This window comes from Phaeospirillum tilakii (assembly GCF_042683125.1).
Lineage (GTDB): Bacteria > Pseudomonadota > Alphaproteobacteria > Rhodospirillales > Magnetospirillaceae > Phaeospirillum > Phaeospirillum tilakii.
On record NZ_JBHUIY010000001.1, the window covers coordinates 119,844 to 133,781 of the forward strand.

Genomic DNA, 13,938 nt, shown 5'->3' on the forward strand with positions numbered 1-13,938 from the left:
AAAGGGTTCCTGCAACTCAGCGATAGGCGACGAGTTCGGCGTCGTCGGTCAGGAAGTACAGCGTGCCATTGGCCACCACCGGCGGGATGGTCACCCCGTCGGGGGCCTCCTGCCAGCCCAGCATATCGCCGGTATAAGGCGACAGCGCCACCATCAGTCCGTTCGAACTGCCGAGAATGAGACGGTCGGAGGCCAGCACCGGCCCGGACCACAGCACCCGCCCGGATTTGTCCGAGGGGTCCTTCCAGGTCTGCATCTGGGTCACCCACACCACCCGGCCGGTCTTGGCCTCCAGCGCGATCGCTTCGTTGTGGGTGGTGACCAGGAACAGGAAATCGCCGGCGATCCAGGGGCTCTGCACCCCGCCGATTTCCTTTTCCCACAGCCGGCGGCCGGTGCGCTGGTCGAGGCAGACCAGCATGTCGCCGTTGCTGATGGCATAGACCCGGCCGCGATCGATGATCGGCCGGCCGCGGATGTCCATCAGGGCGCCGACCGTCTCGGTGCGGCGGATGGTGACCAGCGAATCCTGCCAGATCGGCACCCCGCTATCGACCCGCAGCGCGAACAGCTCGCCCGAGGAATAGGGCACCACCACCATGTTGCCATCGACCGCCGGGCTGTTGCCGGCGAGCAGGCCGGCGATCTCGGCGATGCCGGAATGGGTCCACAGCACCGCGCCGTCATCGGCGGCCAGGGCATAGGTCTGGTTGTCGACGGTGATGGCGAAGACGCGGCCGCCGCGCACGGTGGGGGCGCCGCGCATCGGCCCCGACACGGTCTGGCGCCACAGCAGCCGGCCGGTGCGGGCGTCGAGCGCCACCACCTGGGCAAAGCCGGTGGCGACGAATAGCCTGCCCTCGTCATAGGCGATGCCGCCGCTGGTATAGACCTCGAAATCATTGTCGGGGATGGTGTCCGCGCGCCACAGCCGCTTGCCGGTGCGGGCGTCGAAGGCGGTCACCTGGGAATCGGCATCGACGGTGAAGACGTGGTTCTCGGCCACCACCGGCTGGCCGAGCAGGCGGCGGCGCTTGCCGCTGCCGCTGCCGGCATCGCTCGACCAGGCCTCGTGCAGGTTGCCGGCCACCTCCATGTGGTGCATGGCGTGGTTGGAAAAGCCGCCGGCCTGGGGCCATTCGTCGTTGGGTTCGGGCGGGGGCAGCACCACCTGGACGGCGGGGCCGGCGATCTCGGGTTCGAGCAGCTTGTCGTGCGACAGCACCGAGATCCGCTTGCCCGGCAGCGGCGGCGCGGCCTTTTCGCCCAGCCAGCCGGTATCGCACCCGCCGAGCGGCAGGGCCGAGGCCAGCAGCAGCGCCAAAGCGGGCCAGGAAGCGCGGCCGCTCATCGGGTTCAGCCCTGACCGGTGGCGGCGATCGCCCGCATCTCGGCGGCGCGGCGGCGCATCCCCTCGGGGGTGGCGGGGTCCTCGGCCAGCCGGCCGAACATCTCGGCGGCGCGCGGACGGTCGCCCTGGCGCAGGGCGAGCAGGGCCAGGATCTCGCGGGCGGAATGGCGCCACGGGCTCGATTCGGCGGCGAGCGGGTCGAGGCGGTGGGCCAGTTCGGCCGGGTCGGCCGAATCGAGGGTGAGATAGCCCAGCCGCACCGTCGCCATGTCGCGATAGGCGGCGTCGGCGGCGCTGTCGGCGGCGACGGCGCGGTAGATCGCGGCGGCGGCGGCGGTGTCGCCCTGCTGCTGGCGCAGGTCGGCGAGGCGCATGTTGGCGAGCAGGCGGTAGCCGCTCGGGGCGGTGGCGGCCATCCGGCCCAGTTCGGCGATGGCGTCGTCGCGCTTGCCCTGGTCCAGGCTGGCGCCGATTTCGGTGAAGTCCTGCGAGGCGACCTTGCGCTGCTGGCTGTCCCAGGCCCGCCAGCCCTGCCAGCCGGCGACGCCCAGCACGGCGGCCAGGGCGATGCCGACCAGGATCGGCCCGTGTCGGCGCCACAGCCGCGCCATCTGTTCGTTTCTGAGTTCGGTCTCGACCTCCTGGATCAGAAGGTCGGCGGCGGCGTCGTCGTGCTGCTGCGACTGGGTCAAAACGCTCTCCATGGGGGGTTCGTGGCCGGACACCAGCCGCGCCGTACCATAGTCCGCCCCGGCCGGCTTGGCAAATCCCGCTTGAGTCGAGCCCCGGCCGGGCGAAAGGGGGCGGCGGTCCCGGCCGGGGCCGCCGCCGTTCCGCCTCAGCCGATGCCGCGCCGCGCCGCCCGGCCCAGCGCCATCATCGGGAAATAATGGCGGTAGAGGTCGTAGCGCAGCATGAAGGCGCGCGACAGTTCGGTGCCCTGCATCAGCCGGTCCGACAGGGCCGGGTCGTCGAGGCGGATCGACTGGCCGACGCCGTAGCCGGGGAAGCCGGTGGCGGTGAAGTGCGGCTCCTCCCAGGTGCCGCCCTGCTGGCGCTCGACCAGGAAGCGGCAGCCGCGCTCGATCGCGGCGCGGTCGCCCGGGCGGTTGGCGGCGAGCAGGCCCAGCAGCGCCCAGGCGGTCTGCGAGGCGGTGACGTCGCCGCGCCCGGCCAGCGACGGATCGATGTAGGAGGCGCAGCTTTCGCCCCAGCCGCCGTCTTCCTGCTGGCGCGACAGCAGCCAGTCGCAGGCGCGGCCGACATAAGGCTGGCTCATGTCCTCGCCGATCGCCGCCAGCGCCGGCAGCACCGCGCCGGTGCCGTAGATGTAATTGACGCCCCAGCGGCCGAACCACGGGCCGTCGGCCTCCTGCTCGCGGCGCAGATAGGCCAGCGCCCGCACCATCGCCGGATGGCTGGCCGGCAGGCCGAGCCGGGCGAAGGCCTCGACGATGTGGGCGGTGACGTCGGCCGAGGGCGGATCGAGCGCCTCGCCGAAATCGCAGAACGGGATCTTGGTCAGGATCGCGCGGTTGTTGTCCTTGTCGAACGCGCCCCAGCCGCCGCTTTCGCTCTGCATCGCCACCAGCCAGTCGATGCCGAGGGTGATCGCCTCCTCGATCCCCTTGGCCTGCCACGCCGGGTCGGCGCGGAACGGCGCCAGCGCGATCAGGGCGGTGGCGGTGTCGTCGATGTCGGGATACTGGTCGTTGGCATATTCGAACGCCCAGCCGCCGGGACGGACATGGGGCAGCTTGCCCGACCAGTCGCCGGGACGGCGGATCTGGCGGTCGAGCAGCCACTGCACCGCGCGGGCCACCGCCGCCGGCTGGCGCTCGGCGAGGCCGGTGTCGTCGCAGGCGATCAGGGCGAGCATGGTGTCCCACACCGGGCTGTTGCTGGCCTGGATCCAGCTCGCCGCGTCGCGATCGACCCGCCAGCCCGGATCATCGAGCGCGGCGAGGCCCTTGGCCATCACCGGGTGGGTGACGGCGTAGCCCTCGGTGTGCAGCGCCATCAGGCCGTAGACCCACGGCGGCTGAATCCCGCCCCAGCCGCCGTCGGCATCCTGGTGGCGCAGGATCCATTCCAGCGTCTGGGCCAGCGCCGGGCCGCGCCACAGCGACAGGCCATGGCGCTGGCCGAAATCCTGCAACCGGTGCAGCGCCCGGTCGGTGGCGCGGAAGAAGCGGTCCCACAGCCCGGCCCCGGCCCGCGCCGGCAGACGGTAATCGAAGTGCTCGCGCCCCTCGGGGAACAGCGCGTCGAGGCGGTTTTCGGCCGGCAGCGGACGGCTCGGCCGCCGCGCCGACAGCACCGCCAGCGGCATCAGGGTCGCCCGGGCCCATTGCGAGAAATTATAGATGCAGAACGGCATCCAGCGCGGCAGCCACACCACCTCGGGCGGCAGGTTGGGGGTCTGCTCCCACGGCCATTCGCCGATCAGCGCCAGCCAGTAGCGGGTGAACACCCGCACCTTGCCGAGCCCGCCCTTGGCCAGGATCCAGGCGCAGGCCCGCGCCAGCCGGGGATCGTCGGCCGGGTAGCCGAGCGAACGCAGCGCGGCATAGGCCTCGACCGTGGTGTTGATGTCGCCGCCGGCGGCCTGATGATAGACCTCCCACGAGCCATCGGCGCGCTGGGTGTCGAGCAGCGCCTGCCCCAGCCGCTGCCGCAGCGGATGGTCCTCGAGGCCGAGGAACCACAGCGCGAGGCACCATTGCGCCTCCATGCAGGCGTTGGATTCGAGCCGGCCGACCCAGTGCCCGTCCGCCTTCTGCCGCGCGAACAGCCAGGCCCCGGCGCGCTCGATCGCCCCGGCGACGCCGGCGGCGGCGCGGCCATCCTCGTTGGCGGGGGCGGCGGCGGGCGGCGGGCTGTCCTGGCCGATGGCCGAGACCAGCCGGGTGCGGGGCGGGGTGGTCCGCCCCTGTTCCGCGCCGTCATGCTCCGCCTGCGGGGTGCCCGAGCGGGGGCGTGCGCCTGGATTGTTCATGTGTCACCGAAAAAAGCTTGAGGGGATCAAAACGTAACGATACGGTTCCGTTCCGTTTTCACTAAAAGCTGGCGGCGCCGCCGTCAAGCACCATTTCTGATCGGAGGGGAGGCGTGACCGAGGTGATGGCGTATCCATGCGGGCGACAGGGACGGCCGAGCGCCGAGGGATCGCAGGCGCTCGACCGCCGCATCCTGGCCGCCGCCACCCGGCTGTTCATCGCCAACGGCTACGCCGCGACCTCGCTCGAACAGATCGCCGAGCAGGCCGGCACCGGCAAGAACAGCATCTATCGCCGCCATCCCAACAAGGAAAAGCTGTTCGAGGCGGTGGTGGCCGGGCTGTGCGCCCCGCTGGTCGAGGCGGCCAGCCGGTTCGAGAAGGACATCTCCAACCCGCTCCAGGCACTGAAGGAAAGCTGCCGCAGCCTGCTCCAGTTCGTGGTGCTGCCGGAATCGGTCGCGGTCTACCGCCTGCTGGCGGCCGAGGCCTCGCGCTTTCCCGAACTGGTCAACCGGGTCCAGTTCCGGGCGATCCAGCCCTATCTCGCCACCATCCGCCGCCTGCTCGAGGCGGCGCGCCACAATCGCCAGATCCGCGCCGATTGCGACGTCGAGCACACCGAGCGGGCGGTGATGGGGCTGATCACCGGCTGGGCGATCGATCAGGCGATGATGGGGATCGCCCCGTTCCACGGCGACCAGGACCGCGAGGCCTTTTTCGAGGCGGCATGGCGGCTGTTGATCGGCGGGCTCGGCCGGGGCGTGGGCGCTACGCCTCCGTCCGCCACTTGATCGAGCAGCCGATGCAGGGTTTGGGGTCGGGCGGGGTCTGGCCGGCGGCGACCAGCCGCATCGCCTCGACCAGTTCGCGGCGGACGTCGGGGGCGGCGGGCTCGCGGCCGGAGGAATCGAGCCGGCCGCGATAGCGCAGCACCCGGCCGGCGTCGAAGCCGTAGAAATCCGGGGTGCAGACCGCGTCATAGGCCCGCGCCACCGCCTGGCTCTCGTCGCGCAGATAGGGGAAGGGCAGGCGGTGGGCCTGGGCGAACGGGGCCATCGCCGCGAACGAATCCTCGGGATAGGCCGCTTCATCGTTGGCATTGATCGCGGCGACGCCGATGCCGAACGCCTGCAACTCGGCGGCGTCGCGGACCAGCCGGTCGATGATCGCCAGCACATAGGGACAATGGTTGCACATGAACACGATCAGGGTGCCGCGCGCTCCGGCGATCTGATCAAGGCTCCACAGCCGGCCCGCGCTGTCGGGCAGGGTGAAGTCGGGGGCCACCAGGCCCAGTCGGTCGGTCGGGGCTTCGGCCGCCATGGCGCTGTCTCTCCTCGGCAGGAATCGGGCCAGGGTGAGGAATTCCCGGCAGAAACTGCCCATTGATTCACCCCCGGCGGGTCATCACAATACAACAAAGTACCATGGTAGGGGATCAGGGAAGATGGTGTCTCGTGTTGCCTCCTTGGCCGCGCTGGCGCTGATCGTCCCGCTCGCCGGCTGCTTCTTGACCCGGGATGGCCTGTCGATGCATCCCGGCCAGGTGGCCGATCCCTACATGCTGATGCAGTTCGAGGCGCTCAGCCTGATCAACACCCACAAGACCGTCGGCGATCACATCTGGGGCTGGATCACCGACAAGGATTGTTCGAGCCCGCGGGCCGAACGGGGCGAGGCCTATTGCCGCGACTGGCCGGGCCGGCCCCCGCCGCCGCAGCCGGTCTATTGCTACACCACCCTGGCCAAGCCGACCTGCTACGCCCAGCCCTACAACGAGGGCAACGATCACCTGCTCGGCTTCGTGCCGCCCTCGACCCCGATCCGCTGACCGGGGCGGGGCAGGGCGCCGGGGTCAGAACTCGGCGACGATCACCAGCAACGCGACGATCACGGCGAGAACGGTGGCGCCGAACACCAGCAGAGCCGGCAGGGGAGAGCGCTCGGGGCGGTTGCGGTTGCTTTGCGGCAAGCCGAAATGACGATGAAATCCCATTGGCTCCTCCCGAGGCCCCCCTCATTTGTTTGCCGGGGAAGCATGGCATGGGGGCCGGGCGGTGGCAAGCGGGTGGGCTCCGCCCCTGCCCGCCAAGGGTCGGCGGCCCTTGGATCTCCTCGGCGGGCGGGGGCGCAGACCGCTTTTTCTTGTCCGGTTTCCGGGCAGTTCCGGGTTGCGGGCGAGTCCGGGCGTCCTTATGATGCGGCTTCCTTGGCGCGTGGCCGCCTCCCCGCGGGGGCTGGCCGCCGTTTCCCCAACCCGGGACCCCCCACCGCCGATGCTCGACGTTTTCCGTAGATTTTCAAAGACCTGGGTGGTCAGGATTCTGTTCGCCCTGCTCGCTCTCAGCTTCGTGGTCTGGGGGGTGGGCGACGTCGTTCGCGGCGGCGCCAGCCGGGGCCCGGCGATCGAGGTCGGCCGCACCGCCGTGACCGCGCCCGAGGTGCTGAACGAATTCAAACGCGAGATCGAGCGGCTGCAACCGCTGTTCGGCGGCAAGCTGACCGCCGAGGAGGCGCGCAAGCTCGGCATCCTCGACCGCACCGTCGATACCGTGATCACCCGTTCGCTGATCGACGAGGCAGCGCGGGGGCTCGGGTTGGTCGCGGTGGACGAGGTGATCCTGCGCCGGATCACCGCCAACCCGGCCTTCCACGGCCCGGGCGGCCAGTTCGACCGCGAGCTGTTCCGCTCGCGCCTCGCCCGCGCCGGCCTGTCCGAGGACTCCTTCCTGCGCATTGAGCGCGGCAACATGGTGCGCAACCAATTGGCCGACGCGCTGACCGGCGGCCTCGCCGCCCCGGCGGCGCTGGCCGATCCGCTGCTGCGCTGGCGCGGCGAGCGCCGCACCGCCGACACGCTCCAGCTCGACGATGCCAGCGTGCCGCTGCCGGCCGCGCCCGACGCCGCCACCCTCGAGGCCTATTACAAGGCCAACACCGAGCGCTTCATCGCCCCCGAGAGCCGCGCCCTGACCGTGCTGCTGCTGCGCCCGGCCGACGTCGCCGCCGGCATCGCCATCGACGAGGCGATGCTGCGCGATTCGTTCCAGCAGCGGCAGGAGGAATTCTCCACCCCCGAACGCCGGCAGGTGGCGCAGATCGTGATCGACGGCCAGTCCGACGTCGCCCGCGCCTATGAACTGCTCGGCCAGGGCAAGGATCTCGCCGCCGTCGCCAAGGCGCTCGGGCGCGACATCATCGATCTCGGCTGGGTCGAGCGCCGCGACCTGCCCGAGGGGCTGTCCGACGCGGTGTTCCGGCTCGGGGCCGGCGCCACCGGCCAGCCGGTCAAGACCGCGCTCGGCTGGCACGTCGTCCGCGTCGCCGCGATCCAGCCGGGCAAGGTCCAGTCCTTCAACGACGTCCGCGCCCGGCTCGAACAGGACCTGCGCCGCGAAAAGGCGCTCGACGCCCTGGCCGAGATGTCGAACAAGCTCGAGGACGCGCTGGGCGGCGGTGCCACCCTGGAGGAGGCGGCCGGCCGCTTCAACCTCAAGGTGACCAAGATCCCGGCGGTCGACGCCCAGGGGCGCGGCGCCAACGGCAAGCCGGTCCCCGACCTGCCCAAGTCCGACCAGTTCCTCGACGTCGCCTTCCACACCGAGCCCAACACCGAAAGCCCGCTGACCGAGGTGCCCGACAACGGCTACTTCCTGGTCCGGGTCGATCAGGTCACCCCGCCCGCGCCGCGTCCGCTGGCCGAGATCAAGGCCGAGGTCACCGCCCGCTGGCAGGCCGAGCGCCGTCACGAGCAGGCCCGCGCCAAGGCCGACAAGCTGGTCGAGCGGCTGAAGGCCGGCGAATCCCTCGCCACCGTCGCCCAGTCGGCCGGACTGCGCCCCAGTCGGACCAAGCCGTTCCAGCGCCAGGGCGGCGAAGGGGTGGCCCTGCCGCCGCCGGTGATCGCCGGCCTGTTCGCCGCCAAGCCCGGCGAGGTGGTCAGCGGCGATCTGCCCGGCGCCACCCTGATCGCCCGGGTCGCCGAGGTCCTGCCGTTCGATCCCCAGGCCGCCAAGCCGGCGGCCGAATCCGAGCGTCGCCGCATCGCCCAGAATCTGGCCAACGATGTCGCCGACCAGTTCATCGCCGCCCTCAACGCCGCGATCGGCGTCAAGGTGGACCGTCAACAACTGAGCAACGAAGAGTGATCATGACGACCAAGCCCGACTTTACCGCCTTCGCTGACGCCTACACTTCCGGTCGGCCGCAGGTGGTGTGGCGGGTCTTGGTCGCCGATCTCGAAACCCCGGTTTCCGCCTTCCTCAAGCTCGCCAACGGCCAGCCCAACGCCTTCCTGCTCGAATCGGTCGAGGGCGGCGCGGTGCGCGGCCGCTATTCGATCCTCGGCATGAAACCGGACCTGATCTGGCGCTGTGTCGGCAACCGCGCCTGGATCAACCGCAACGCCCGCTCCGACCGCGACGCCTTCGCCCCCTGTCCGGTGGCCGAGGCTTCCGGCGCGCTCGACAGCCTGCGCGCCCTGGTGGCGGAAAGCCGGATCGACATCCCCAACGGCCTGCCGCCGATGTCGGCCGGGCTGGTCGGCTATCTCAGCTACGACACGGTGCGGCTGGCCGAGCGTCTGCCCGACGACAATCCCGACACCATCGGCGTGCCGGACGGGATCTTCCTGCGTCCGACCGTCACCGCGGTGTTCGACAACGTCAATGGCAGCCTGACCATCGTCGCCCCGGTGTGGCCGCGCTCCGGGCTCGATGCCCAGGCGGCGTGGGACCTCGCCAACGAGCGGCTCAACGCGGTGGTCGAGGGGCTGGAGCGGCCGCTGCCGCGCCGCTTCGCCGTCGGCCCGCGCGAGGAGCACCGTCCGGTGCCGGTGCCCAGCATCAGCCCCGAGCGTTATGGCGAGATGGTCACCAAGGCCAAGGAATACATCGCCGCCGGCGACATCTTCCAGGTGGTGCTGTCGCAGCGTCTGACCGTGCCGTTCACCCTGCCGCCGTTCTCGCTCTATCGCTCGCTGCGCCGGCTCAATCCCAGCCCGTTCCTGTTCTTCCTCGATTTCGGCGGCTTCCAGATCGTCGGCTCCAGCCCGGAGATCCTGGTGCGGCTGCGCGACGGCAAGGTCACCATCCGCCCGATCGCCGGCACCCGGCCGCGCGGGGCCACCCCGGCCGAGGACGAGGCGCTGGTCGAGGATCTGCTGGCCGATCCCAAGGAACTGGCCGAGCATCTGATGCTGCTCGACCTCGGCCGCAACGATGTCGGCCGCGTCGCCGAGATCGGCAGCGTCACCGTCACCCGCAAGATGGTGGTCGAGTATTATTCCCACGTGATGCACATCGTCTCCAACGTCGAGGGCAAGCTGCGCGGCGATTGCGACGCGATGGACGCGCTGATGGCCGGCTTCCCGGCCGGCACCACCTCCGGCGCGCCGAAGATCCGGGCGATGGAGATCATCGACGAACTGGAGAGCGAGCGGCGCTCGTTCTATGCCGGGGCGATCGGCTATTTCGACGGCAACGGCAACATGGACACCTGCATCGCGCTCCGCACCACCCTGATCAAGGACGGGCAGATGGTGGTCCAGGCCGGCGCCGGCATCGTCGCGGATTCGGTGCCCGAGACCGAGCACGCCGAATGTCTCAACAAGGCCCGGGCGCTGGTGCGCGCGGCGGCCGACGCTTACGATTACGTCTGAGCCGAGGGGCGGGCGGGCGTTGCCCGCCTGGCGCGGGCTCCGCCCGCCCCCGCCAAGGGCCGTGGGCCCTTGGAACCCGCCGGGGATCCGGCTATCTTCCCTCTCATGAACGCAAGGCGGGAGGAAAGGTGACCGTTTCAATCCGATCGGAGGAGGTCTCCTCTTCCCCGCCGGCAAGAATCCAGGATCCGATTTACGGCCGTGTTCAGGACGGCGATTTGTGGATCCTCGTCTCGGTTCTCGCCGCCACCGTCCTCACTTTTCTGGTGCTGCTTTTCGGCTGGGTGGTGATCCGGCAATGGAATCCGCAGGCCGACCATCTTCCCGAGAAAATTACGGCGGGTGTCCTGGTGTCGCTGACGGTATTTTCCTATTGGCGTCACTGTGGGAAAAAGGTTTTATTTATTGTATATTTTATAATTTTTACCATGAAGGGGATGGAGGTCCGGAATTTTTATTTACTTTTTATTCCAAAAGATGTCTTCAATGTGCTGGTTTTTTGGGCGTTCTTATACCTGGGTGTCGTGCTGGTGATATTCTTTATTATCCGGATCCAGATGTGTCTGGCGCCGGTGGTGCGGCTGGATGGCACCGGCATCTCCATTTCCTATGTCTCCAAAAAAATCATCCCCTGGTCCTTGGTGACTCGGATCGAGGAAATAAAACACTCGAAGGCGCATTTTTTTGAGATCGTTCTGCGCGATCGTCATCGGATCCACCTTAAATTGTTCTGGTCGCTGTACGCGAGGAATCCGGTTCTTTCGGTGAAGTTGTTCGAGGTCTCGCCGATGCAGTTGCGCGAGGCGCTGGGGCAGCGGGGGCGCAGTCTCCGTTTTACCGCCGGATCCTGAGTCGCGTCCGGTCTTATCCCGGCCGCGATTTCCGGGCTGCCGCCCCGACCTCCAGCCATTTGATTCTTTTGAAGAAAAACTGAAGGTGCGGAAGCTGCGCTTCCGCGCGGGCGCGGGTGGCAACCCGCCGCGAAGCGCGTTTTTCCACCGGCCCGGCCGGGCGGTATTACGCGGCGACCAGGGTCCGCACCGCCGCCTCGAACATCGCGGGGGTCAACCGCCCGGTGTTGGTGTTGTAACGGGAGCAATGGTAGGAATCGACCAGCACCCTGCCGTCCGGCAAAGCGTGCCGCGCCCCGTGTCCGAACTTGTACAGCGCCTTTCTGAGCCCGAGTACGGCGAGGATCTGGTCGTGGGCGTGGTGGCCAAGGGCCAGCAGGCCGCGCAGGTTGGGCATCGCCGCGATCTCGGCGGCGAGAAACGGGCGGCAGGCGGCCAATTCGGCTGGCAGCGGCTTGTTGGCCGGCGGCACGCAGCGGGCGGCGTTGCTGATCCGGCAATCGGTCAGGGTGAAGCCGTCGTCGGGCCGGGCATCGTAATCGCCCCGGGCGAGGCCGAAGGCGGCCAGGGTGGGGTAGAGCAGGGTGCCGGCATGGTCGCCGGTGAAGGGGCGGCCGGTGCGGTTGGCGCCCTTCAGGCCGGGGGCGAGCCCGACCACCAGGAAGCGCGCCGCGAGCGATCCGAACGATGGCACCGGGGCGTTGTGCCAGTCGGGATGCTCGGTCCGGCTGGCGGCGAGGAACGCCGCCAGCCGGGGACAGAGCGGGCAGTCGCGGCCGGGGGCGGCCGGCTCATTCGCCATCGTAAAGGCCACGCTCATCGACCCGGGGGACCTGTACCGCGCGGGCGATCTTGTCGCGCAGGGACTCGAGTTCGACGAACACGTCGGCCTGACGGCGCAGTTCGTCGGCGACCATCGGCGGCTGGGAGCGGATGGTGCTGACCACCGTCACCCGCACCCCCTTGCGCTGGACCGCCTCGACCAGCCGGCGGAAATCGCCGTCGCCGGAGAACAGCACGACATGGTCGAGATGCGGCGCCATCTCCATCACGTCGATCGCCAGTTCGATGTCCATGTTGCCCTTGATCTTGCGCCGGCCGGTCGGATCGACGAATTCCTTGACCGGCTTGGTCACCATGGTAAACCCGTTATAATCCAGCCAGTCGATCAGGGGGCGAATGGGCGAATATTCCTGCTCGTCCATAAGAGCGGTGTAGTAAAATGCGCGAATAAGGCGACATTCCTTGGCGAAGAGGGTCAGCAGCTTCTTGTAGTCTATGTCAAAGCCCAGCGCCCGTGCCGCCGAATATAGATTGGAGCCATCGATGAACAGACCGATTCTCTCGGCTGCATAGAATTGCATCGGTTTTTCTCTCTTGATGAAGGCGTGAGCGGGCCAGGCGCCGTAATGCCACCCCGATCGACATAAGTTAAGGAGGGAATGGCGTCTTCGCAAGAGAATGTGGAGGCGCCAAGTTGTCCGTCCCGAAAAATATCCAGATCAGAGAATCTCGCGAAGTTTGTTTTCTAATTTTAAGGTTTTAATGCAAATTCGATGGGGAAGATCAAACAGCGCCCGATACTTTATGATCGACGGGAGAGGGAAAGGTCCCGCCAGGGTTGCAGTCTCTTCGGGTCTCGACCTGATTTTTCCTCCCCCCGGCGCGGCGGCCGGGGGGAAGCCCTTGGCCGGCGGGGGTCAGAGCGCGGCGGCGATGCGGCGGGCGGCGGCGAGCAGCAATCCGTCGCCGCCGCGCGGCCCGATCAGCGACAGGCCGAGCGGCCGACCCTCGACCTGACACAGCGGCAGGCTGATCTGCGGCACGCCGGCCATCGCCGCGATGCTGGTCAGGCTGATGATGCGCGAGCGGATCTCCCACATCACCGAGCGGGGCGAATGGACCGGCGGCGCGGTGACCGGGGTGGTCGGCAGCACCAGCACGGCGTGGCCGTCGAGCGCCTCCTGCACCCAGCGCCGCGCCCGCAGGCGGAAGCCCCGGGCGGCGGACAGGCTGGTCTTGCTGACCCGGGCGCCGCGCAGCAGATTGTCGGCCACCTCGAAGCCGAAGCGGGGATTGGAGCGGTTGATCCAGTCGCCGAAGGTTTCCCACGCCTCGTGGCCCTGAATCGCGTTCTGCGGCTCGACCCATTCGGCCAGCGGCACCTGGGAAAAATGGGTGCCGCGCTTGACCGGGGCGACGGCGTCGGCGATCAGCGGCAGCGCCGCCTCGATCGCGTCGGCCACCGCCGGATCGGAGGCTTCGAGCGCGTCCTCCAGCACCACGGCGCGGTCGGGCCGCTGGGTCGGCGGCTTCTTGCGCAGCAGCACCTCGCCCATCCGCGCCAGATGGTCGGCGCTGTCGGCCAGCAGGCCGACGGTGTCGAAGGTGCCGGACTGGCCGATCACCCCCTCCATCGGAATCGCGCCGAGGGTCGGGCGCAGCCCCCACACCCCACAGAACGAGGCCGGCACCCGGGTCGAGCCGGCGGTGTCGGTGCCCAGCGCGAGGTTGGCGAGGCCGCCGGCCACCGCCACCGCCGAGCCGCTCGACGAGCCGCCGGGGACATGGCCGGGGGCGCGCGGGTTTTCCGGGGTGCCGTAATGGGAATTGTCGCCGAAGATGCCGCGGGTCAGCTCGTCGGTGTGGGTCTTGCCGACCAGCCGGGCGCCGGATTCGAGCAGGCGGGTCACCGCCCAGGCGGTGGCGCGGGCCGGCTCGGCCAGCCGCCGCCAGTCGGGGTTGCCGGCGCCGGTGACATAGCCGGCGATGTCGAACACGTCCTTGGCGGCGAACGTCAGCCCGGCCAGCGGTCCGTCGCCGGTCCCGTCGATATAGACGTCGCCGCCGAGGGTGAAGGCATTGTACGGATCGTGCACGGCGGCCCCCTTGTCCCCGAAAAAAACCAACGCAATCAACCGGAACGATAGCCGTAAAGCCCGCCCGCGGTCCAGCGGAATGGCGGGGCGGCCGGGGCCGGGGCGGGGAACGGCGGCGCGGGGCGGCGGCGGTGGCGGCGCCGATCGGCCAAACCGCTGAAAAAAGCCGGGTCGGCGACACCGGCCGGGCTTTACCG

13 protein-coding genes are annotated in these 13,938 nt (G+C 69.2%); 5 read left to right on the forward strand and 8 right to left on the reverse strand.

The window, feature by feature from the left end:
- Positions 1-16 precede the first annotated feature (16 nt).
- The 3 genes from ACFSNB_RS00535 to shc all read right to left on the reverse strand — a co-directional run bounded on the left by ACFSNB_RS00535 (position 17) and on the right by shc (position 4,349).
- On the reverse strand, positions 17-1,351 hold the full coding sequence (locus ACFSNB_RS00535) for an outer membrane protein assembly factor BamB family protein (RefSeq protein WP_377313458.1): 1,335 nt from the start codon (positions 1,349-1,351) through the stop codon (positions 17-19).
- A 5-nt stretch (positions 1,352-1,356) separates the two neighbouring features.
- The gene (locus ACFSNB_RS00540; protein WP_377313460.1) at positions 1,357-2,055 is read right to left on the reverse strand and encodes a tetratricopeptide repeat protein; all 699 of its coding nucleotides are present in this window, start codon (positions 2,053-2,055) and stop codon (positions 1,357-1,359) included.
- Positions 2,056-2,189: 134 nt separating this feature from the next.
- A complete protein-coding gene (gene shc, locus ACFSNB_RS00545; RefSeq protein ID WP_377313462.1) occupies positions 2,190-4,349 on the reverse strand; it encodes a squalene--hopene cyclase in 2,160 nt (719 codons plus the stop codon).
- A 125-nt stretch (positions 4,350-4,474) separates the two neighbouring features.
- Here shc and ACFSNB_RS00550 point away from each other — a divergent pair, with 125 nt between their 5' ends.
- Positions 4,475-5,143, forward strand: a complete 669-nt coding sequence (locus ACFSNB_RS00550) for a TetR/AcrR family transcriptional regulator (protein ID WP_377313464.1) — start codon at positions 4,475-4,477, stop codon at positions 5,141-5,143.
- Here ACFSNB_RS00550 and ACFSNB_RS00555 read toward each other — a convergent pair.
- Positions 5,121-5,675 carry a thioredoxin family protein gene (locus ACFSNB_RS00555; RefSeq protein ID WP_377313466.1) on the reverse strand — a complete coding sequence of 185 codons (555 nt, stop codon included), beginning with the start codon at positions 5,673-5,675 and terminating at the stop codon, positions 5,121-5,123. The two genes, ACFSNB_RS00550 and ACFSNB_RS00555, sit on opposite strands and share 23 nt — an antisense overlap.
- A 124-nt stretch (positions 5,676-5,799) precedes the next feature.
- On the opposite strand from ACFSNB_RS00555, the gene ACFSNB_RS00560 reads away from it, so the two are divergent.
- Positions 5,800-6,183, forward strand: a complete 384-nt coding sequence (locus tag ACFSNB_RS00560; protein ID WP_377313468.1) for a hypothetical protein — start codon at positions 5,800-5,802, stop codon at positions 6,181-6,183.
- Between the two features lie 24 nt (positions 6,184-6,207).
- Here the strand turns inward: ACFSNB_RS00560 and ACFSNB_RS00565 are convergent, their stop codons facing one another.
- Positions 6,208-6,348: a hypothetical protein gene (locus ACFSNB_RS00565; RefSeq protein WP_377313470.1), complete on the reverse strand. Its 141-nt coding sequence runs from the start codon at positions 6,346-6,348 to the stop codon at positions 6,208-6,210.
- 280 nt (positions 6,349-6,628) lie between these two features.
- On the opposite strand from ACFSNB_RS00565, the gene ACFSNB_RS00570 reads away from it, so the two are divergent.
- From ACFSNB_RS00570 to ACFSNB_RS00580, 3 genes are all read left to right on the forward strand, one after another.
- Positions 6,629-8,500 carry a peptidylprolyl isomerase gene (locus ACFSNB_RS00570; protein WP_377313472.1) on the forward strand — a complete coding sequence of 624 codons (1,872 nt, stop codon included), beginning with the start codon at positions 6,629-6,631 and terminating at the stop codon, positions 8,498-8,500.
- A gap of 2 nt (positions 8,501-8,502) precedes the next feature.
- Positions 8,503-10,011, forward strand: a complete 1,509-nt coding sequence (gene trpE, locus ACFSNB_RS00575; protein WP_377313474.1) for an anthranilate synthase component I — start codon at positions 8,503-8,505, stop codon at positions 10,009-10,011.
- Positions 10,012-10,139: 128 nt separating this feature from the next.
- Positions 10,140-10,862 carry a hypothetical protein gene (locus tag ACFSNB_RS00580; protein WP_377313476.1) on the forward strand — a complete coding sequence of 241 codons (723 nt, stop codon included), beginning with the start codon at positions 10,140-10,142 and terminating at the stop codon, positions 10,860-10,862.
- A gap of 166 nt (positions 10,863-11,028) precedes the next feature.
- Here ACFSNB_RS00580 and ACFSNB_RS00585 read toward each other — a convergent pair whose 3' ends face one another.
- From ACFSNB_RS00585 to ACFSNB_RS00595, 3 genes are all read right to left on the reverse strand, one after another.
- Entirely contained in the window at positions 11,029-11,664 is a 636-nt protein-coding gene (locus ACFSNB_RS00585) for a uracil-DNA glycosylase (protein WP_377313478.1), read from the reverse strand.
- On the reverse strand, positions 11,654-12,226 hold the full coding sequence (locus ACFSNB_RS00590) for a LabA-like NYN domain-containing protein (RefSeq protein ID WP_377313480.1): 573 nt from the start codon (positions 12,224-12,226) through the stop codon (positions 11,654-11,656). Before ACFSNB_RS00590 ends, ACFSNB_RS00585 begins: the two co-directional genes overlap by 11 nt.
- A gap of 336 nt (positions 12,227-12,562) precedes the next feature.
- On the reverse strand, positions 12,563-13,741 hold the full coding sequence (locus ACFSNB_RS00595) for an amidase (protein ID WP_377313482.1): 1,179 nt from the start codon (positions 13,739-13,741) through the stop codon (positions 12,563-12,565).
- Positions 13,742-13,938 lie beyond the last annotated feature (197 nt).